10 protein-coding genes and 2 pseudogenes are annotated in these 20,838 nt (G+C 73.5%); 10 read left to right on the top strand and 2 right to left on the bottom strand.

Features of this window, described 5'->3' with window-relative positions:
• Positions 1-48 precede the first annotated feature (48 nt).
• Positions 49-1,287, top strand: a complete 1,239-nt coding sequence (locus ACH4U8_RS28795) for an ROK family protein (protein ID WP_395781143.1) — start codon at positions 49-51, stop codon at positions 1,285-1,287.
• A 133-nt stretch (positions 1,288-1,420) separates the two neighbouring features.
• Here ACH4U8_RS28795 and ACH4U8_RS28790 read toward each other — a convergent pair.
• Together ACH4U8_RS28790 and ACH4U8_RS28785 are read right to left on the bottom strand one after the other, a co-directional pair.
• Positions 1,421-1,648: pseudogene (locus tag ACH4U8_RS28790) on the bottom strand (transposase); the annotation flags it as partial.
• Between the two features lie 153 nt (positions 1,649-1,801).
• Positions 1,802-2,008: pseudogene (locus ACH4U8_RS28785) on the bottom strand (winged helix-turn-helix transcriptional regulator); the annotation flags it as partial.
• Between the two features lie 154 nt (positions 2,009-2,162).
• On the opposite strand from ACH4U8_RS28785, the gene ACH4U8_RS28780 reads away from it, so the two are divergent.
• From ACH4U8_RS28780 to ACH4U8_RS28740, 9 genes are all read left to right on the top strand, one after another.
• Positions 2,163-3,083, top strand: a complete 921-nt coding sequence (locus tag ACH4U8_RS28780) for an NAD(P)-dependent oxidoreductase (protein WP_395781141.1) — start codon at positions 2,163-2,165, stop codon at positions 3,081-3,083.
• Positions 3,084-3,403: 320 nt separating this feature from the next.
• Complete coding sequence (locus ACH4U8_RS28775; protein ID WP_395781139.1) at positions 3,404-6,727, top strand: amino acid adenylation domain-containing protein; 3,324 nt, start codon at positions 3,404-3,406, stop codon at positions 6,725-6,727.
• The gene (locus ACH4U8_RS28770; protein ID WP_395781137.1) at positions 6,724-12,288 is read left to right on the top strand and encodes an amino acid adenylation domain-containing protein; all 5,565 of its coding nucleotides are present in this window, start codon (positions 6,724-6,726) and stop codon (positions 12,286-12,288) included. The genes ACH4U8_RS28775 and ACH4U8_RS28770 overlap by 4 nt, the downstream gene beginning before the upstream one ends.
• The gene (locus tag ACH4U8_RS28765; RefSeq protein WP_395781135.1) at positions 12,285-13,811 is read left to right on the top strand and encodes a class I adenylate-forming enzyme family protein; all 1,527 of its coding nucleotides are present in this window, start codon (positions 12,285-12,287) and stop codon (positions 13,809-13,811) included. Before ACH4U8_RS28770 ends, ACH4U8_RS28765 begins: the two co-directional genes overlap by 4 nt.
• Complete coding sequence (locus tag ACH4U8_RS28760) at positions 13,808-17,008, top strand: amino acid adenylation domain-containing protein (protein WP_395781133.1); 3,201 nt, start codon at positions 13,808-13,810, stop codon at positions 17,006-17,008. The genes ACH4U8_RS28765 and ACH4U8_RS28760 overlap by 4 nt, the downstream gene beginning before the upstream one ends.
• The gene (locus ACH4U8_RS28755) at positions 17,005-17,223 is read left to right on the top strand and encodes an MbtH family NRPS accessory protein (protein WP_360311009.1); all 219 of its coding nucleotides are present in this window, start codon (positions 17,005-17,007) and stop codon (positions 17,221-17,223) included. The genes ACH4U8_RS28760 and ACH4U8_RS28755 overlap by 4 nt, the downstream gene beginning before the upstream one ends.
• A complete protein-coding gene (locus ACH4U8_RS28750; protein ID WP_360311007.1) occupies positions 17,220-17,486 on the top strand; it encodes an acyl carrier protein in 267 nt (88 codons plus the stop codon). The genes ACH4U8_RS28755 and ACH4U8_RS28750 overlap by 4 nt, the downstream gene beginning before the upstream one ends.
• Positions 17,479-18,942, top strand: coding sequence for a condensation domain-containing protein (locus ACH4U8_RS28745; RefSeq protein WP_360311005.1), 1,464 nt, complete (start codon positions 17,479-17,481; stop codon positions 18,940-18,942). Before ACH4U8_RS28750 ends, ACH4U8_RS28745 begins: the two co-directional genes overlap by 8 nt.
• Positions 18,939-20,834 carry a N,N-dimethylformamidase beta subunit family domain-containing protein gene (locus tag ACH4U8_RS28740; RefSeq protein ID WP_395781131.1) on the top strand — a complete coding sequence of 632 codons (1,896 nt, stop codon included), beginning with the start codon at positions 18,939-18,941 and terminating at the stop codon, positions 20,832-20,834. Before ACH4U8_RS28745 ends, ACH4U8_RS28740 begins: the two co-directional genes overlap by 4 nt.
• Positions 20,835-20,838 lie beyond the last annotated feature (4 nt).

The following is a 20,838-nucleotide window of genomic DNA, read 5'->3' as shown; positions in this document are numbered from 1 at the left end:
ATGGCCGTTACAGTGGCGCGAGCACCTCGACACCCCGACGGAGACCCGATGACCGCAGGTGGGATCCCACCGGAAAACGACCTGCCCGCCGTGGCGCACTGGAACCGGGGCGTGCTGCGCAGCATCAACGAGCGCGTACTCCTCGACCGGGTACGCGCCGCAGCGCCCATCTCGCGCGCCCAACTCGCCCGCGACACCGGCCTGTCCAAGCCCACCGTGTCCACCGCGCTGGACGCGCTGGAACGCGCCGGACTGGTGCGCCCGGTGGGTCTGGAAACCGGTGCGCGCGGTCGGGCCGCGCTGCTGTACGAGCCCGATCCGACCGCGGGCTACGTCGTCGGCATCGACGTCGGGCGGTCCTGGATCCGGGTCGCGGTCGCCGACCTGGACGGGCGACTGCTGGCCCGGCAGGACCGGCACAACCGGGCCCGGACCTCGGCGACCATGCTGGCCACCGCAACCGACCTGGCACAGACCGTGGTGGCCGACGCGGGCCTGGCACCAACCGCCGTGGTGCACACGGTGATCGGCTGTCCGGGTGTGTACGACCGGGCGGCCGACCGGATCCGCTACGCGGTCAACCTGCCCGGATGGGGTCGCCCGGGGTTGCGCGGGCGGATGGAGAGCGCGCTGGGCACCACCGTGGACATCGTCAACGACGCCAACCTCGCGGCGCTGGGCGAGTACCACAGCGGGGCCGGCGTGGGCTGCCCGCTGTTCGTCTACGTCACCGTCGGGACCGGCCTGGGCATGGGTATCGTCGCCGACGGGCGGCTGTTCCCCGGCGCCTCGGGCGCGGCCGGCGAGATCGGCTTCCTGCCGCTGTCGCCGCGGCCCTCGGACCGGGTGGGGCACGGGGCGAGCGCGCCGGTACCGCGCCGCGGCATGCTGGAGGACGCGGTCTCGGCCGACGCCGTGGTGCGCGGCGCACGGGCGTTGGGCATGACCGGACCGCTCACCGCCAAGGGCGTCTTCGACGCGGCGCGCCGCGGGGTGGAGCCGGCCGCGAGCGCGGTGCGGCACGAGGCACAGCGGCTGGCCCACGTGGTGGCCGCGGTCACCGCGGTGCTCGATCCCGAACTCGTGGTGCTGGGCGGCGGGATCGGCGCGAACGCCGATCTGCTGATGGGTCCGATGACCACCGCGCTGCACGAACTCACCCCGCTGCGGCCCCGGGTGGCGGCGAGCGGCCTGGGCGAGGAGGCGGTCCTGGTGGGCGCGGTCGCCACGGCGGTGTCCACGGCCCGGGAGCGGGTCTTCGCCCACCACACGATGGCCCAGGGGTGAGTCGCGGTCACCCCCGGGTGGGCGCCGAGCGGCGGGCCACCTCGCCGATTCGGCCGATCAGCCCGCGCAACACCCGGGCCTGGTCCGGGTCGGCGCCCGCGAGTCGCTCGTGCAACAGCGCGGGCAGGCCCGACCAGGTGCCGTCGGCGGACCAACGGCGGTGCCGGGCGTAGACCGTGCGCCACGGGCCGAATCGCACGGGCAGGTCACACCACCGGGTGCCGGTCCGAAAGCGGAACAGCACGCCATCGACCACCTGTCGGTGATCGCGCCATCGGCCGCCCGGGCGGCCGGGGTCCGGGAGCAGCGGGGCGAGCAACTCCCATTCACAGTCGTCGAGTTCGTCGTGTGCACCGACCACCGCCAAGACGATCAGCCGGTCCGCCGCGGGGCTGGGGTGCGACGCGCCACCGGCGCGTTCACCGGCGCGCTCACCCGCATCGCCGTCGCCGAGCAGGTTGGCCCGGCCCCAGGCGCCCAGCGGGCGCAGCGCCTCGTTCAGCGAGGTGCCGAGCGGGGTGAGCGAGTACTCCACGCGCAGCGGCAGTTCGGCGTACTCCTCGCGGTGCACGATGCCGTCCGCTTCCAACTCGCGCAGGTGCGAGGCGAGCACCTTCTCGGTGACTCCCGGCACCAGTCTGCGCAATTCGCCGAATCGGCACGGGTGTTCGTCCAGTGCCCACAGGATCAGCACCTTCCACTTCCCACCCACCACGTCCATCGCCGCGTCGGTGCCGCAGACATACGCCCCGGGCCTGCGTGCGCTCGCCATGTCCGTCCTCGCCCGTCCTCTCGATGCTGCTCCCCCGGCCCCTGGGTACCCACCTCGAAGTGCGTACTTGTCCGGCCCGGCGGCTGCGACCAGCCTAATCGGCATGGAATCCCACTCCCCTTCCGTCGCTCCGCCCGCCTCCGACACTCCCGTTCGTACCCCGCTCGCCCTGCTCGGCCTGGGCGCGATGGGCAGCGCACTGGCCCGGAGCTGGCTGGCCGCCGGGCACCCGCTGACCGTGTGGAACCGCACCCCGGGTCGGGCCGAGCCGTTGGCCGCCGCCGGCGCCGCGGTCGCCGACACCGCCGCCGAGGCGGTGGCCTCGGCCGAGCTGGTGGTGGTCTGCCTGCTCGACCACGCGTCGGTCGGCGCGACGCTGGCCGGGGTGGACCCGACCGGCAAGGACCTGGTCGACCTCACCACCGGCACCCCTGCCGACGCCCGGGCAGGCGCCGCGTGGGCGGCCGAGCACGGGGCCCGCTTCCTGGCCGGCGGCGTGCTCGCCGTGCCGCCGATGATCGGGGTGCCGGGCGCCGGCGGCCGGGTCCTCTACAGCGGCTCGGGCGAATTGTTCGCGGCGCGTCGCGACACCCTGGCGGTGCCGGCGGCCACCCGCTACGTGGGCGCGGACCCCGGCTTCGCCGCGCTCCAGGACGTGGCTCTGCTCAGTGCGATGACCTCGATGTTCGCCGGGATCTCGCACGCCTTCGCGCTGATTCGGAAGGAGGACGTCGACCCTCGGGAGTTCGCGTCGCTGCTCACCGGATGGCTCACCGCGATGGCGCCGGCCGCGCATCGGGCCGCGGCCCAGTTGCACAGCGGCGACTACTCCTCGGGGGTGACCTCGACACTGGCCATGCAGGTCGCGGGTGCACCCACCCTGTTGCGCACAGCGGCGGAGCAGGGGGTCAGCACCGAATTGTTGCTCCCCTACCTCGCCCTGATGGAGCGTCGGCTCGCCGACGGGCACGGCGACGAGGGCAACACCGGACTGATCGATCTGCTCACCGCCCGAAAGGGGTGAACAAGCCCGCCCCACCGGGTGGAACCGGGCCTTCGACGATGAACACCCGGTTGGTCTCCATGGTCGGTCGTCCGTGTTCCGCCCGTGTCGAGGTCTGGACCAATATTCGATTTGGTATAGACCATTGACACCTTGTCGATGGCACTCCTAGCGTGGCCGACGCACGCCACGGGGGCGGACTTCGATCGGGCGACGGCAGGTCGCACGACGCGCCGCCGTGCCGGGAATCGACCTCGCGTCGACTCCCGGGAACGGGATGACGGCAGGACCGCTCGGTCGCTGCGTCGCGTCCTTCGGGCGATGCCGGCGAGGGGGTCGACATGGACGACGAACGAACGCTTTCCCGGCCCCGGGCCGGGGCCGGATTCGCCCCGACGGACGGCGTCGGGCGGATCGGGTCGAGCCCCGCCGCCCCAGGGGCCGGCCCCGCCTCGGGCGCCGACCCCGCTTCGAGCCACGTCCCGGGCTCCGAGGAGCGCTTCGGGGTGCTGTCCTTCGGGCAGGAACGGCTTTGGTTCCTCGACCGGTTCGAGCCCGGCGACGCCGCCTACAACATCCCGTGGTTGTTGCGCCTGCACGGCCCGCTCCGGGTGGACGCGCTGCGCGCCGCGTTCGACGGCGTCGTCGCCCGGCACGACGCGCTGCGCACCCGCTTCCCGGACGACGGGGGCCGCCCGACCGCCGTGCTGCAACCACCCGGGCCGGTCCCGATCGAGACCCTGGACCTGAGCGGGCGGGACCCGGCGGCCCTGGCCCGGGTGTTGGACGAACGGGTCAACGCCGGCTTCGACCTCGCGCTCGCCGCGCCGCTGCGGGTGAGCCTGATCCGGCTCGCCGCCGACGAGCACGTGTTGTGCGTGGTGCTGCACCACATCCTGGCCGACGGCTGGTCGCTGAACCTGCTCCGGCGCGAGCTCGAACTGCGCTACTGCGCACACCGCGACGGCGTCGACCCGGTGTTCGCACCGCTGCCGAGCTACTCCGCGTACGCCGCACGCCAACGCGAACCCGACCCGGACACCGACCGGGCGATCGACTACTGGCGCCGGCAACTCGCCGACCTGCCCGCGCTCGAACTCCCGCTGGACCGTCCGCGCACCGCCGACACCGGCTCGGCCGCCGCCTTCCACACCCGCCGGCTCGCCGGCATCGGACCACTGCTGGACGCCGTCGCCCGGGCCCGACGCTGCACGCCGTTCATGATCCTGCTCGCCGGCTACCAGGCCGTGCTGCATCGGCACGGCGGACAGCGGGACTTCGCGATCGGCGCACCGATCGCCGGCCGCGCCGAGGTCGAGCACGAGCAGGTGATCGGCTACTTCTCCAACACCCTGGTGTTGCGCGCCGACCTGCGCGGCACCCCGACCTTCGCCGAACTCCTGCGGCGCACCCGCCGAACCGCGCTCGGCGCCTACGGACACGACCGCATCCCGTTCGAGCAACTGCTCGCCGAACTGCGGGTGGACCGCGATCCGGCCGCTCCCGCACCGCTGTTCCAAACCCTGCTGACCGTGCACACCCAGGACGAGGACACCGGGCCCGAACATCGGTTCGCCGACCTGGTCGCGGTCGAGGAGGACGGCGGGCATCGGGCCGGCAAGTTCGATCTCTCGCTGGACATCCGACGCGCCGGCGACGACCTGATCGCCGTGTTCGGCCACCGCACCGCGCTGTTCGACGAGGCGGGCGTCGCGGGCCTCGCCGAGCGCCTGGAGATCCTGCTGCGCGCCGCTCTGGCCGACCCGGACACCCCCGTACATCTGCTGCCGCTGCTGAGCGCCGCCGATCGCACCCGGTTGCACGCGGCCACGTTCGGGACCGCCCCGAGCGGCTCCGCCGAACCGGCCGAGAGCGTGCCCGCCGCGATCGCCCGGGTGCCCGGCGACCGGATCGCGCTGCGCGCTGCCGACGCCACCCTCACCTACCGCGAACTGGGCCTGCGCACGGACGCGTCGGCCGCCCGGCTGCGGGCCGCCGGGGTGCGCCCCGGCGACCTCGTCGGCGTCCTGTGCCCGCGCGGCCCGAAGGCGATCGTGGCGATGCTCGCCGCGTGGCGGGTGGGCGCGGCGTATCTGCCACTGGACCCCGAATACCCGGCCGCCCGGATCACGTTCATGATCACCGACAGCGGCACCCGAGTCGTGGTCACCGACCGCACCTTCCCGGACGGGCTGCCGGAGCACGTGACCGTCGTGCCCCTGGACGTCGCCGACACCGCCCACCCTCCCCCGCCGGCCGACCCCGTCGACCCCGGACCGCAACACCCCGCCTACCTGATCTACACCTCCGGGTCCACCGGCACGCCCAAGGGCGTCCTGGTCCCGCACGGCGCGCTGGCCGCCCGGGTGCGCTGGATGCGCGCCGGCTACGGGATCCACGCCGAGGACCGGGTCTTGCAGAGCGCGTCGCTGAGCTTCGACACCCACGCCGAGGAGGTGTACCCGTGCCTGGCCGCGGGCGCCACGCTGGTGTTGCCCGCCCCCGACGCCACGCTGCCCGACGTGCTCGCCGAAGGCGGCGCGGACGACGTGAGCGTGCTCGACCTGCCCACGCCCTACTGGCACGAACTGGTCGAGACCGGCGCCGACACCATCGCCTGGCCGCCCGCGCTGCGCCTGCTGATCCTGGGCGCGGACCAGGTCCGCCCCGGCGCGGTGGCCGCGTGGCGGGCCCGCTTCGGCGACCGGGTCCGAGTGGTCAACTCGTACGGGCCGACCGAGACCACGATCATCGCGACCACGGCGGACCTGGGCGCGGCCGACGCGCTCGCCCGCCCGCCGATCGGCACGCCGATCGCGGACACGCACACCGTCGTCGCCGACCCGCACGGCAATCCGGTGCCCCCGGGGGTGACCGGCGAACTGCTGATCGGCGGCGCGGGTGTGGCCCTGGGCTATCTCGGCCGCCCCGGCGCCACCGCCGCCGCCTTCCGGCCCGACCCGGACGGGCCGCCGGGCGCCCGCCGCTACCACACCGGCGACCGGGTACGGCTGCGCCCCGACGGACGCCTGGAGTTCCTCGGGCGGTTGGACGCCCAGGTCAAGGTGCGCGGCCACCGAGTCGAGCCGGGCGAGGTGGAGGCCGCCCTGCTGGCCCGCCCCGGCGTGCTCCAGGCCGCGGTGATCGCCCGCGACGAGGCACTCGTGGGCTATGTGGTCACCGACGCCGACCTCACCGTCCCGCAGTTGCGCACCGACCTCGCCGGCCGGCTGCCCGCGCACCTGGTCCCCGACGCGCTGGTGCGCCTGGACCGGCTGCCGCTGACCCCCAACGGCAAACTCGACCACCGCGCGTTGCCCGCCCCGGACCGGCGCGCCGAACAGACCCACGGCTACCTCGCGCCGCGCACCGCCGCCGAGGAGCTGATCGCCGAGATCTGGATCGACGTGCTCGGCTTGGACAAGGCGGGTGTCCTCGACGACTTCTTCGAACTCGGCGGCCACTCGCTGCTCGCCACCCGGGTGGTCGCCCGCATCGCCGCCACCGCCGACCTGAACGTGCCGCTGCGCACGCTGTTCACCCACCGCACCCTCGCCGGGTTCGCCGCCGCCGTCGAAGACCTCCTGGTCGCCGACCTGGAGGCCCTGGACGACGACACCGCCGAGCAGCAGCTCTCCCGGGAGAGGAACCGTCCGCAGCCATGAGCACGGAATCCCCAGCACGCGCGGCGACCCTCTCCGCGACCAAGCGCGAACTCCTGGACCGCCGGCTGCGCAGACGCGCCGACGCCGGTCCGGTCATCCCCCGCCGCCCCGAAGGCACCGTGCCGCCGCTCTCCCATGCCCAGGAACGCCTGTGGTTCATGGAGCAGTTCGCCCCCGGGACGGCCGCCTACACCATCCCGATCGCGCGTCGCCTGCGCGGTGCGCTCGACGTCGAGGCACTCACCCGGGCGCTGAGCGACCTGGTCGCCCGGCACGAGACGCTGCGCTCGCGCTACCTGGTCGACGAGGACGGCCGGCCGCACCTGGACATCGCCGAGCCCGCGCCGGTCCCACTCGCCCGCGCCCGGGCCGCCGACCCGGACCGGGTGTCGGACCTGATCACGGCCGCCATCGCGACGCCGTTCGACCTGGCCGAGGGCCCGCTGTTCCGGGCCCTGCTGATCGAGTCGGCCGCGACCGACCACGTCCTGCTGCTGACCGTGCATCACAGCGTCAGCGACGGCTGGTCCAGCGAGATCATGGTCCGCGAGGTGCTCACCCGCTACGCCGAGCACACCGCGGGCAGCGCCGCACCGGTCGTCGAACCGGCGGTCTCCTACGGCGACTTCGCGATCTGGCAGCGAGAGCGGCTGACCGGCGACCCGCTCGCCCACGAGATCGCCTACTGGCGCACCGAGCTGGCCGGCGTCGAGCCGCTCGAACTGCCCACGCGCGGACCCAGACCGGCCCGGCAGACCTTCGACGGCGCCGGGTACGCGTTCGAGGTGGACCGCGAACTCCTGAACCGGCTGACGTCGTTGGCCCGCGAGCGCGGCGCGACGTTGTACATGGTGCTGCTCGCCGCCTTCCAACTGGTGCTGGCCCGACACAGCGGGCAGCGCGCGTTCGCGATCGGCTCCCCTGTCGCCGGTCGGCCGCATCCCGAGGTCGAGGACCTGGTCGGGATGTTCGTCAACGTGCTCGCGCTGCGGGCGCGCACCGACGGCGACCCGACCTTCGCCGAACTGCTCGACCGCACCCGGGAGAGCTGCCTGGAGGCGTACGCACACCAGGAGTTGCCGTTCGCACAATTGGTCACCGAGCTGAACGTGCCGCGTGATGTGACCCGTTCGCCGGTGTTCCAGGCGGTGCTGGCGGTACAGAACTACGCCACCGCGAACGCCGACGGCGACCGTGCCGCACTGTCCGCGGAGGTGTTCGGCATCCGGGCCGGCGGCACCCGGTTCGACCTGGAACTGTTCCTGATGGAGTGGCCGGACGGGCTGCGCGGCGCGTTCAACTACAACACCGACCTGTTCGACGAGGCGACCATCGCGCGCCTGGGCCGACATCTGGGCCGCTTGCTGGCGGTGCTCGCGGACCGACCCGACGTCCCGGTGTCCACGCTCGACGGCCTGGATCCGGACGAGCGCGAGCTGATGTTGACCCGGTGGAACGACACCGCCGCGTCGGTGCCGACCGAGGCCACCCTGGCGAGCCTGATCGCCGAGCAGATCGACCGCACCCCCGACGCGATCGCGGTCACCCTCGACGAGCGCACCCTGACGTATCGCGAACTCGACGCCGCCGCCGATCGGGTGGCGCAGCGCCTGCGAGCCGAGGGGGTGCGCGCCGGCGATCTGGTCGCGGTCGGCGCCGAGCGCTCCCCGGAGTTGGTCGCGGCGCTGCTCGGGGTGCTTCGGGCGGGCGCCGGATACACCCCGCTGGATCCGCAATACCCGGCCGAGCGGCTCGCGTTCATGCTCGCCGACTCGGGCGCGCGGGTGTTGCTGACGCAGCGTGGCCCGGCGATGCCGAACGAGCGCGCGGCCCGGGTGTTGTACCTGGACGACCTCGCCGACTGGCCCGACCCGGCTCCCGGCGCGCTGTCGGGCGCCGGGCCCGCGCCCGACGACGTCGCCTACCTGATCTACACCTCCGGCTCCACCGGCCGGCCCAAGGGGGTGCCGAACACCCATCGCGGCATCGTCAACCGGATCGCCTGGATGCAGGACACCTACCGACTGAGCGGCGCCGACGCGGTGTTGCAGAAGACCCCGGCGAGCTTCGACGTCTCGGTGTGGGAGTTCTTCTGGCCGCTGAGCACCGGTGCCCGGCTGGTGCTGGCCCGGCCCGGCGGGCACAAGGACGCCGGCTACCTGCGCGACGTGATCGCCGAACAGGGCGTCACACTCGCCCACTTCGTGCCCGCGATGTTGACGATGTTCCTGGCCGAGGAGGGCGTCGAACACTGCACGACGCTGCGCCGGGTGGTGTGCAGCGGCGAGGAACTCGCGCCGGACACCGCGCGGGCGTTTCGCGAGCGGCTGCCGCACTGCGCGCTGGCGAACCTGTACGGGCCCACCGAGGCGGCCGTGGACGTCACCGCGTGGGAGTGCGCGGGCCCGCTCGCGGCGGTGCCGATCGGCGCACCGATCCACAACACCCGGGTGTACGTGCTCGACGACGCCATGCGGCCCGCGCCACTGGGCACGCCCGGCGAGTTGTACCTGGGCGGTGTCCAGGTCGCCCTGGGCTATCACCGCCGCCCCGGGCTGACCGGCGAGCGGTTCGTACCGGACCCGTTCGGCCCGCCCGGCGCCCGGCTCTATCGCACCGGCGACCTGGCCCGGTGGCGCCCGGACGGCACGCTCGCCTTCCTCGGCCGGCTCGACGGACAGGTCAAGCTGCGCGGCTTGCGGATCGAACTCGGCGAGATCGAGGCCGTATTGCGGGGGCGCGACGAGATCGAGGAAGCCGCGGTCGTGGTGCGCGAGGACACCCCCGGGGACAAGCGCATCACCGCGTACGTGGTCCCGGTCGAGGATCCGGCGAGGCTCGGGGCCGACGGGGCCGACGGGGCCGACGCGTTCGACGCGGACGACGTGCGGGCCGCGCTCAAGCGCACGCTGCCCGACTACATGGTGCCCGCCGCGTTCGTCGCGCTGCCCGCGCTGCCGTTGACCCCCAACGGCAAACTGGACCGCAAGGCGCTGCCCGCGCCCGCCGCGCGCCGCTCCAAGGGCGCCGCCGACGCGCCGCCGACGACCCCCGCCGAGCTGCTGTTCGCCCGCATCTGGTGCGACGTGCTCGGATTGCCCGAGGTCGGCGTCGACGACGACTTCTTCGACCTGGGCGGCCATTCGCTGCTCGCCACCCAGGTGGTCGCCCGCGCCCGCCGGCAGCTCCCGGAGATCGGCGGGCAGGCGGTCAGCGTGATGGACGTGTTCACGCACAAGACGATCCGCGAGATCGCCGCGCTGGCCGGCCTGTCCGAGGCCGAACGCGGCCCGGCCCGGCTGCTGTACCGCCTCGCCGGGCCGGTCCCGGCGGCGCGGCGCACGTTGTCGCTGGTCTGCGTGCCCTACGGGGGCGGCAGTGCGGTGGTCTATCAGCCGCTCGCCGACGCGCTGCCGGACACCCACGACCTGTGGTCGGTGGCGATCCCCGGCCACGACGTGGGCGTCACCCAGGAGCGGCTGCCCTTCGACGAACTCGCCCGGCGGATCGTGGCCGAGATCCAGGAGCGGGTCCAGGGGCCGATCGCGCTGTACGGGCACTGCGGGGTCGGCAGCGCGCTGATCGTCGCGGTGGCCCGGCAACTGGAGCAAGCCGGCCGCGAGTTGGCCGCCGTCTACATCGGCGCCCAGTTCCCCTTCGCCCGTCCGAAGAACCGAGTGCTCGGCACGCTGAGCCGGATCGCCGCGCTCGAACCGCTGCTCGGCGACCGGGTCTACGCGAACTGGCTGACCTCGATGGGCGCCGACATGGCGGACCTGGACGGCGAGCAGATGAAGTTCATCATCGGGAACATGCGCCGCGACTCGGTCGCCGCCGAAGAGTACTTCACCGAGGCGCTGTCCGACCGACGGCCCAGGTTGCGCGCGCCGATCGTGTCGGTGATGGGCGACCGTGACCCGGCCGCCGACTTCTACCAGGAGCGCTTTCGGGAGTGGCGCACCATCGCCGACCGGGTCGGCCTGGTGATGCTCGACGAGGCCGGCCACTTCTTCCTCAAACACCGCGCCGACGACCTGGCGGAGGTGATCACCCGGGTACACCCCGCGCTGGTCGCCCAGGACACCGACGCCCTGCCCACCCGCGAGGCGGACGGCCCGTGGTGGTTCCACGGAGCCGCCGGGCCACCGCCGGATCCGGGCCCGCCCGAGCGCACCGACACCCGCGAACCACAGCCCGGCATGGGCCGGTTCCTGCTGGTCGCGTTCAGCCAGCTCGTGTCGATCACCGGCTCGGCGCTGACCGAGTTCGCCCTGCCGATCTGGATCTACCTGGAGACCGGCTCGATGGGCCGGTTCGCCCTGTACGCGGTGATCGGGATGCTTCCCGGCATCCTGATCGGCCCGCTGGCCGGCGCCATCGTGGATCGGATGGATCGGCGCAAGGTGATGCTGGCCGGCGACATCGCCGCCGGCGGCACCCAGGGGGTGTTGTTGTTGCTGCTGGCCTCCGGCAACCTGCACCCGTGGCACATCTACGTGTTGCTCGGCTCGTTGTCGATGGCGCTCACCTTCCAACGCCTGGCCTACGCCTCGGCGGTACCGCAACTGGTGCCCAAGCAATACCTCGGCCACGCCAACGGCATCGTGCAAATGGCGGGCGGGGTGGCCCAGTTCGTGGTTCCCCTGATCGCGGTGGGACTGATGGCCGGAATCGGGCTGCGCGGCATCCTGATCCTGGACGTGGTCAGCTACGCGATCGCGATCACCATCATCGCGTGTGTGCGGTTCCCGCGCACGCTGCCCTGGCGCAGGCGCGAATCGTTGACCTCGGAGATCAAGCACGGTTTCACCTACTCCTGGCGACACCGGGGCTTTCGGGCGATGTTGTTGTGGTTCGCGGTGTTGAACCTGTTCCTGTCACCGCTGTTCCTGCTGACCACGCCGCTGGTGTTGTCCTTCGACTCACTGGGCGGCGCCGCCCGGGTCTCGATGGCGGCCGGCGCCGGGGTGATCATCGGCGGCATCGCGATGGGCTTCTGGGGCGGCCCGCGTCGGCAACGGCTGCGGGGCATGTTGTGGTTGGCGGCCGGCCTGGCCGGCGCGTCCGCGTTCACCGGGCTGCATGCGAGCCTGTGGGTGGTGGGCATCGGCGCCTTCGGGATGTCCTGCGCGTTGTCCCTGGTCAACGGCGTCTACACGACCATCGTCCAGGTCAAGGTGCCACAACGTTTCCACGGCCGGGTGTTCGCGCTGAACACGCTGGTCGCGTGGTCCACGCTGCCGATCGGACACGGCATCATCGCGCCGTTGGGTGCACGGTTGTTCGAGCCGTTGATGGCCGACGACGGACCGCTCGCGGGCACCGTGGGCACCGTGATCGGACACGGCGAAGGTCGCGGAATCGGTTTGTTGTACCTGGTGTTCGGCACCGCGATGGTGGTACTCGTGCTGATCGGCCTGCGGCTTCCGGTACTGGCCCGCTTCGACCGGGACGTGCCGGACGCACCGCCCGACGACGAGGTCGGCATCCAGGAGCGCGAACGCCGGCTCCGGGCCCGGGCCGACCGGGTCGAGCCGGCCCTCGCGGAGGTGTCGAGATGAGCACCGGCACCCGCCCCTCGGCCCGCCCCCGCCCGGTCTCGGCCGGCCGCCGAGGGCCGGAGAGCCTGTCCGCGCTGCTCGCGCACCGCGCCGAACTGGAGCCGGAGCGGCCGGCGATCCTCAGCGGCCGGGAGAAGTTGACCTTCGGCTCGTGGCACGAACGCGCCGACGCGGTCGCCGCCGGGTTGAGCACGCGCGGCGTCGGCGCCGGCGACCGGGTCGCGCTGCTGTACGGCAACGGCGACTGGATCGACTACGCGACCGCCTACCTGGGCGTGCACCGGGCCGGCGCGGTCGCGGTGCCGATGTCGGATCGGCTCGCGCCCGCCGAGGTGCGCCGGCTGCTCGGGCACAGCGGCGCCGCGGCCGTCCTGCATCGCGCCGAGCTGACCCCGCCGGACGCCGGCACCGGCGCCTGGGCCGCGCCGGTGGAGGACATCGAGACCTACCCCGGCAGCGAACTCCCGCCGCCCGCGGCGGGCGACCTCGCCCAGATCCTGTACACCTCCGGCACCACCGGCACCCCCAAGGGCGTGGCCGCCACCCACGCCAACCTCGCGCACGGCTGCACGTTGGACGCGCGCCGGCGCCCGCTGGGGCACTCGGCGCACTTCCTGCACGCCTTCCCGGTCGGCACCAACGCCGGGCAGACCATGCTGATCAACGCGCTGGACGCCAAGGCGACCGCGATCGCCGCCCCGCGCTTCACCCCCGGCCACTTCGCTCGACTGATCGAACGGCACGCGGTGGGCAGCGTGTTCGTGGTCCCGGCGATGGCGATCGAACTGCTCGGCACGGAACAGGTGCGGCGCTGCGACCTCTCCGGGGTGCGGCTGCTCGGCTCCACCGCCGCCGCCCTGCCGCAGAGCGTCGCGCTGGGCCTGTCCCGACTGTTCCCGCAGGCCCAGATCGTCAACTACTACACCTCCACCGAGGCCGCACCCGCACAGACCACGATGCTGTTCGACCCCGAACACCCCGACTCCCCCGGGCGGCCGGCGTCGCTGCGCGACCTGCGGGTGACCGACGACGCGGGCCGGGTGTTGCCGGTCGGCGAGACCGGCGAGGTGTGGCTGCGCTCGCCGACCATGCCCAGGTCCTACTACGGCGAGGAACCCGATACCGCGGTGTTCTCCGGGCGTTGGGTGCGGATGGGCGACCTGGGTCGGCTGGACGCGGACGGCTTCCTGTACCTGGTCGACCGGGAGCGGGACGTGATCAAGTCCGGTGCGTACAAGGTCTCCACGCTCCAGGTCGAGAACGCCCTGCACGAACACCCGGCGGTCGTCGACGCGGCCGCCTTCGGGGTGCCGCATCCCGTGCTCGGGATGACCGTCGCCGCGGCGGTGGTACCGACTGGCAATCTCACCGCGACCGAGCTGCGGGTGTTCCTGATGGAGCGTCTCGCCGCACACGAACTGCCCGGGCACGTGTTGTTCCGGGAATCCCTGCCGCGCAACGAGGGCGGCAAGATCCTCAAGCGTGAGCTGCGCCGGCTCCTGGACGACGAGGTCCGACCATGACTGTCACCAACGATCAGATCCCCCCGACGACCGAGGGCGAGGGCGGCCGGTACACCGGGCCGGTCGCCGCCGAATCGCCCGTCGCGCCGTTGTCCGCAGCCCAGTTGGGCGTCTGGGTGACCGAGCGCACGCTGCCCGCCGAGTCCGCCTACCACCTCTCGGTGCTGCTGCGCTTCGACGGCCCGCTGGACGTGGCCGCACTGGCGGCGGCGTGTGCGAGCACCGTCGCGCGCCATCCGGTGCTCGCGACGGCGGTCGGCGAGGCCGACGGCGTGCCCGCCCTGGTGCCGGTCGGGTCCGCGCCGATGCGGCGGACCGCCGCCGACCCCGCCGACATCGACGCCCGGATACGGGCCGAACTCGCCCGCCCGTTCGACCTGTCCGTCGGGCCGCTCGCGCGCTTCACGCTGTTCACCCTGGGGCCGGACCGACACACCCTGTTGGTGACGGCCCATCACCTGGTCTTCGACGGCACGTCCAAGGAGATCGTGGTGGCCGGCCTGGCCCGGGGCTATCGGGCGGCCCGGGACGGCACGAACGCCACCGGTGCGGCCCCGGAGGCGCGTTGGGCGGCGGAGGCGATCCACGCGGCCGGGACCACGTCCGGGCCGCCGCCGGTGGACGCCACCAGCGTGTGGGCCAGGCACCGCGAGGAACCGGGCCGGGCTGTGTTGCCCGGCCTGTCGCCGGGCACCCGGGCCGGCAGCGAACCGGCGCCGGGGAACGCGATCCCGTTCACCCTGGGGCCCGAGACGGTGGCCGCGCTCGACGAGGCGGCGCTGCGCCTGGGCGTGACCCACTTCGAACTGCTGCTCGCGGGCTGGCACGCGTTGCTGTTCCGGTACGGCAACGCCCGGGTACGCACCGCCCTGGAGTTGTCCACCCGCACCCCGGCCGACATCCGCCACGTGGGCCTGTTCGTCAACGAGTTGCCGGTGTCCTCCAGGCCGCGCGCGGAACAGGAGTTCGGCGCGTTCGCCCGCGAACTGCGCGCCGAACTGCGGGCCGTCTACGCGTTCCGTGACGTGCCCTACAGCCACACCGTGCGCGGCCTCGGTCCCAGGACCGCGCTGACCGACCTGACCGTGAGCTACCGGCGGCGCACCCGCGCGATCGAACCGGTGTTCCCCGGCGTCGAGGTGCGGGTCGAGTGGATCGTGCTGCCGCCGACCGCCCGCAACACCGCGCATCTGCAACTGGTCGAGGGCCGGGACCGGATCGACGGCGCGCTGCTCGTGCCCACCGGCGCCTTCGCCCCCGGCGTCGCCGCGCGCATCCCGGGCCACTTCGCCACGCTGCTGACCACCGCCCTGGCCGACCCGGAGCTGCCCATCGGCGATCTGCCGCTGCTGCCCGAGGCCGAACTGGTCCGGGTGCTGCACGCGGACAACGCCACCGACACGCCCTACCCGGCCCGGGACACCGTGGTCGACCTGTTCGCCACGCGCGCCTGTGCCGCCCCCGACACGGTCGCCGTGGTGTGCGCCGGCCGGTTCCTGACCTACCGCCAGGTGGCCTCCGCGGCCTACGTGTTCGCCCGCCGGCTCGGCGCGGCCGGGATCGGCGCCGGCGACCTGGTCGGGATCGAACTGGGCCGCACCGGCGAACAGGTGGCCGCCGTGCTCGGCGTGCTCGCGGCCGGCGCCGCCTACCTGCCGTTGGACCCGGGCTATCCGGCCGAGCGGCTCGCCTTCATCCGCGCGGACGCCCGGATCGCGGCGCTGGTCACCGAGCGCGGCGAACGCCCCGCCGACACCGCCGCCGAGGTCCTGGTGCTGACCGGGCCCGACCTGTACGGTCCCGACCTGTTCGGGCCCGAACCCGCCCCGGTGGAACCCCCGGCCCGGCCCGAACCGGGGGACCCCGCCTACGTCATCTACACCTCCGGCTCCACCGGCCGGCCCAAGGGCGTCGAGATCCCGCACCACGCCCTGGCCAACCTGCTGGCGAGCATGCGCGATCGGCTCGGCGCCACCGCGGGCGACCGCTGGCTCGGCCTGACCTCGCTGTCCTTCGACATCTCCACCGTCGAACTGCTGCTGCCGCTGGTCACCGGCGCGCGGGTGGTGCTGGTGCCCGACGACCGGCACCGGGACGGCCCCGCCCAACTGGCCATCCTGGAGCGCCATGCGATCTCGCACGTGCAGGCCACGCCCAGCGGCTGGCGGGTGCTGCTCGCGGCCGGGCTGCACCGCCCCGGACTGACCGCGATCACCGGCGGCGAGGCGCTGCCCGGTGCACTGGCCGACGAACTGCGGCGCGCGGTCGGCCGGTTGGTCAACGTGTACGGCCCCACCGAGACCACGGTGTGGTCCACCTACGCCGAGGTACGCGGCGACGCGCCGCCCGGGATCGGTCGGCCGCTGGCCAACACCCGCGCGTACGTGCTCGACGGCCGGCTGCACCCGGTGCCCGAGGGCCTGCCGGGCGAGTTGTTCCTGGGCGGCGACGGCGTGGCGCACGGCTATCCGGGCCGCCCGGGGCTGACCGCCGAGCGGTTCGTGGCCGACCCCTTCGGGCCGCCCGGCGCCCGGCTCTACCGCACCGGCGACCTGGTCCGGCACGCGCCCGGCGGCGGCCTGGACTACGTCGGCCGGACCGACGCCCAGGTCAAGTTGCGCGGCCACCGCATCGAACCGGGCGAGATCGAGAGCCTGCTCGGCGCGCACCCGGGCATCGCCCAGGCTGCGGTCCGGCTGCTGGACCGGGACACCGAACACGCCCGCCTGGTCGGCTATCTGGTCCCCGAACCCGGGCAACCCCCGGTGGCACCGGACCGGTTGCGGGCGTATCTCGCCCATACGCTGCCGGCCGCGATGGTGCCGCACACCTTCCTCGTCCTGGACGCGTTCCCGCTCACCCCGAACGGCAAGCTGGACCGCGCCCGATTGCCCGAACCGGCCCCGGCCCGCCCCGAACCGATCGACCCCACCGACCCCACCGGGGCCCCGGGCGCGCCCGCCGACGAGGTCACCGAGACCGTCCGGGCGATCTGGGCCGAGGTGTTGCGGCTGGACGACGTCGGTCCGGACGAGGACCTGTTCGACCTGGGCGGCCATTCCCTGACCATCACGCAGATCGCCGCGCGCATCCGCAAGCGGCTCGGCGTCGAGGTCCCGCTCGACGTCTTCTTCGACAGCCCGACCGTCACCGGCGTCACGGACGCCATCCGCGAACTCCAGGAGCAGCAACGATGAGCACCGAGACGGACAGCACCGTGGAGCAGTACCGCGTGGTCGTCAACGACGAGGAACAACACTCGTTGTGGCCGCTGCGCACCGATCCGCCCGCCGGGTGGGTACCCACCGGCTTCGTCGGCACCCGCGAGGAGTGCTCGGCGCACATCGACCGTGTCTGGCCGGACATCCGTCCGCTGAGCCTGCGTCGGCGCCTGGCCGGGGACGCGGCATGAGCGCCGAGCAACTGCGCGAGCGGGTGGCCACGCTGATCGCCGAGGTCAGTGACGGCGAGGTCAGCGCTCGTGAAGTGCTGGCGAACGAGGGCTCGTTGACGGCCGCCGGGGTCAGCTCGTTGACGTTTCTGCGGCTGATCGACGCGCTGGAGGGCGAGTTCGACGTGTTCTTCGACCTGGACGCGGATCTCGACTTCGTCGAGGACCTGGACACGCTGGTCGAGCGGCTGACCCGGCAGGGCGTGGCGGTGGGCGATGGCTGAGCGCGGCGCGGCGAGAACCCCGGTCGCGGCCGATGCTCCGACCGAGGTCCCGCACGAGGTCCGAGCGCCGTTCGCGGTGGCCGTCGACGGCCCGGTGGAGGCGCCGCTGACCTGGGGGCAGCGGGCGATCTGGCAGGCCATTCGACGCACCGCGCCCAGCGACCACTACTTCAACATGACCCGGGTGTTGCCGATCGCCGATCGCGGCGGGCCGGTGGACGTGGCGCAGGCCGGTGCCGCGCTCGGCCGGCTGATGGAGCGGCACGACGCGTTGCGCACCCGGCTGGTGAGTGCCGACGGCGAGCCCCGGCAGGTGCGCCACCCGGCGGGCAGTCTGCCGGTGCAGGTGTTCGAGGCGGCCCTGATCGAGGACGCGGACACGGTCGCCGCGGCGGTGGCGGAGCGGCTCGGCGCGACCCGCTTCGACTACTTCGGCGCGTGGCCGATCCGGGCCGGGCTGATCGTGCACGGCGGCCGGGTGCGCTATGTGGCGCTCGCGCTGTGCCACGTGGCCACCGACGGGCACGGCGTCGAGGTGCTGGTGCGCGACCTGCGATTGTTGATCCGGCGCGGTTCGGCGGGTGGGCCGACCTCGGCCGGGCCGCTGGATCTGGCCCACGAGCAGTCCTCGGCGACCGGACTGCGCCGGGGCGAATCGGCGCTGGCGCATTGGGAGACGCACTACCGGCGGATCGCGCCGACGGTGTTCGCCGACGTGGTCGCCGAGCCCGCCGCGCCGCGGTTTCGCACCGTGCGGCTGGTGTCCGCGGCGCTGGCCCGGGCCACCGACGCGGTGGCGCTGCGGCACCGGATCAGCCCGTCCGCCGTACTGCTGGCCGGCGCGGCCGTGTTGGCCGCGCGGGCCGGTGGTCGCGACACTGCGGTGATGTTGCCGATCGTGGCCAATAGATTCCGGGCGGAGAGCCGCGATCTGGTGACCACGCTGTCCCAGGAGGGCCTGTTCGTCCTGGACCTGGACCCGGCCGCGCATTTCACCGACCTGCTGCCCGCCGCGTGGCAGGCGTCGCTGCGCGCCTATCGCAGCGCGGGCTACGACCCGGATCGGTGGAACGCGTTGATGCAGCGGATCGCGGCCGAACGCGGCACGCCGATCCGGCCGTTCTGTTGTTTCAACGACATGCGCCTGGTGGACCGGCCGGCCACGACCGGCCCGGCACCGACCACCGCCGAACTGGACGCGGCGCGCACCCACAGTCGGGTCGAACCGGCGGGCGGGCACGAGTTCATCGCCTGCCGGTACTGCATGCACGTGGTCTCCGAGGGCGACGCGCTGGTGGTCAGCGTCACCGGTGACACCGCGTATCTGCCGGTACACGCGTTGGAGGCGCATCTGGTGGCGTTGGAGGACCTGTTGGTGCGCGCGGCGGGCGGCCGGGAAGTGCCGATCGGCGCGTTGACCGGCTTCGCGGAGCGGGTGGCGGAGCCGGTCGCATGAGCATTCTGGCGTATGCCGGCGCGACCTCGGTGGTCGCGGGCGGTCGGCTGCGCTTCCACCTCGCCCATACCGACGGCGGCCCGGTGCACGGCGAGGTCACGGTCCTGGACGCGATCACGGACCGGGTGCTCACGCGCGGGCGGATCGACGGTGGGATCTGGGAGTTGGTCGTCCCCGAGCACTGGCCCAGCTCGCTCTACCGGGCCGTGTTCGACGACGGCACCCCGCTCGCCGGGGTCGAACCGCTGGACCACGAGGTCTGGTTCGTGGTGCGGGCGGCGGATCCGGGCGGCACGGCGGGCATCCTGGTCTCGGTGCCGTTCGCCACGTGGCAGGCGTACAACCGCTCCGGTGTGCCGGGCCAGGGGCTGTACTACGCCGAACAGCCGGACCGCGCCGCCCGGGTCTCCTTCGACCGACCCGGCGGCGGCCCACCGCCGGAGCGCTGGGAGGAGGGACTGCTGCGCTGGTTCCGGGCCACCGGTCGGCCGGTCGAGTTCTGTTCCGGTCTGGATCTGCACGGCGGCGACGAACTGCTACGGCATTACCGGCTGTTGGTGATCAACGGGCACGACGAGTACTGGTCCGGGGAACAACGCGACACGGTCGAGGGCTTCGTCCGGCGCGGTGGCAATCTGGCGATCTTCGCGGCCAACACCGCGTGGTGGCAGATGCGGCTGGAGGACGACGGGCGCACCATGGTGTGCCATCGGGACGCGGTGAGCGACCCGATGGCGGCGATCGATCCCGGGCGGGTCACCGTGGAGTGGTCCAGCGCACCGGTGTACCGCCCGGAGAACAGCATGACCGGACTGAGTTTCCGCCGCGGCGCGGGCGCGTGGGGCGAGGGCATGAAGGTGATCCGGGAGGAGGCGTACATCGCCCGCTTCACCGACCACTGGGTCTTCGCGGGCACCGGGCTCGCGGACGGCGACAAGTTCGCCCAGGGCGCGTTGGGCTACGAGACGGACGCGACCGAGTTGGAGTGGCGCGGCGGCGTGCCTCGCGCCACGGGCCGGGACGGCACGCCGCCGTCCTTCGTCGTGCTGGCCACCGCCGACCTGCGGCACTGGGCCCGCTACGGTCAGGGCGGGGACGCGGTGATGGGCACCTTCCGGCTGGGTGCGGGCACGGTGTTCAACGCGGGCACGATCAACTGGGGCAGTGCGCTGGCCGATCCGGTGGTGGACCGGGTCACCCGCAACGTGCTCGATCGGCTCGACGCGGACCGGCAGCCGCAGTGGGAGGAGATCGGGCCCTCCGGCGACATCCGGGCGCTGGCGGCCTGCGAGGACGTGCTGTTCGCGGTGGACACCGAGGGTGCGCTGGTGTGCCGCGAGGTGAGCGGGCAGAACCTGCCGTGGCGCACGATCGACACGGCCCGACCGGTGGTGGCACTGGCAGCGGCGCGCGAGGCGTTCGGCCCGTTGCCGCTGGTGTTGTACGCGGCCACGGCGGACGGCCGCCTGTTGCGGCGGCCGCCGCTGACCGGACCGGCGCCGTGGACCTGGGTGTCCCGGCTGCCGACCGGCACGATCGCGCTCGCGCTGTGCGACGGCGGCCTGTTCGCGGTGTGCGCCGACGACCGGCTGCGGCACGTGTACGCGGCCGAGTTGCCCGCCGACCCGGACGCGACACCGCCGTGGCGCGAACTGGGCCCCGCCGGTGGTGCGATCGTGCTCACCGCGATGAACGGCAGGTTGTACGCGGCGGATCGGGCCGGCCGGTTGTCCACCCGGCTCCCGGTGACGGAGGCGGCGGAGTTCGCCCCGTTGGCCGGGGAGCCGGCGGAACCGGGCACGTGTCGGGCGTTGACCGGGCATGCCGGCAGCCTGATCGCCACCGCGCCGGGCTCGCGGATCCGGCGACGGTCGGCGATGCCCCGGTGGTAGGGAC

It is taken from the genome of Embleya sp. NPDC020886 (assembly GCF_044333915.1).
GTDB lineage: Bacteria > Actinomycetota > Actinomycetes > Streptomycetales > Streptomycetaceae > Embleya.
The sequence above is the reverse complement of the archived record's forward strand: the minus strand, read 5'-3'. Positions and strand labels throughout refer to the sequence as shown.

Coding starts and splice junctions, on each gene's coding strand:
- ACH4U8_RS28795 (WP_395781143.1), top strand. CDS start 49: ATGACCGCAGGTGGGATCCCACCGGAAAACGACCTGCCCGCCGTGGCG.
- ACH4U8_RS28780 (WP_395781141.1), top strand. CDS start 2,163: ATGGAATCCCACTCCCCTTCCGTCGCTCCGCCCGCCTCCGACACTCCC.
- ACH4U8_RS28775 (WP_395781139.1), top strand. CDS start 3,404: ATGGACGACGAACGAACGCTTTCCCGGCCCCGGGCCGGGGCCGGATTC.
- ACH4U8_RS28770 (WP_395781137.1), top strand. CDS start 6,724: ATGAGCACGGAATCCCCAGCACGCGCGGCGACCCTCTCCGCGACCAAG.
- ACH4U8_RS28765 (WP_395781135.1), top strand. CDS start 12,285: ATGAGCACCGGCACCCGCCCCTCGGCCCGCCCCCGCCCGGTCTCGGCC.
- ACH4U8_RS28760 (WP_395781133.1), top strand. CDS start 13,808: ATGACTGTCACCAACGATCAGATCCCCCCGACGACCGAGGGCGAGGGC.
- ACH4U8_RS28755 (WP_360311009.1), top strand. CDS start 17,005: ATGAGCACCGAGACGGACAGCACCGTGGAGCAGTACCGCGTGGTCGTC.
- ACH4U8_RS28750 (WP_360311007.1), top strand. CDS start 17,220: ATGAGCGCCGAGCAACTGCGCGAGCGGGTGGCCACGCTGATCGCCGAG.
- ACH4U8_RS28745 (WP_360311005.1), top strand. CDS start 17,479: ATGGCTGAGCGCGGCGCGGCGAGAACCCCGGTCGCGGCCGATGCTCCG.
- ACH4U8_RS28740 (WP_395781131.1), top strand. CDS start 18,939: ATGAGCATTCTGGCGTATGCCGGCGCGACCTCGGTGGTCGCGGGCGGT.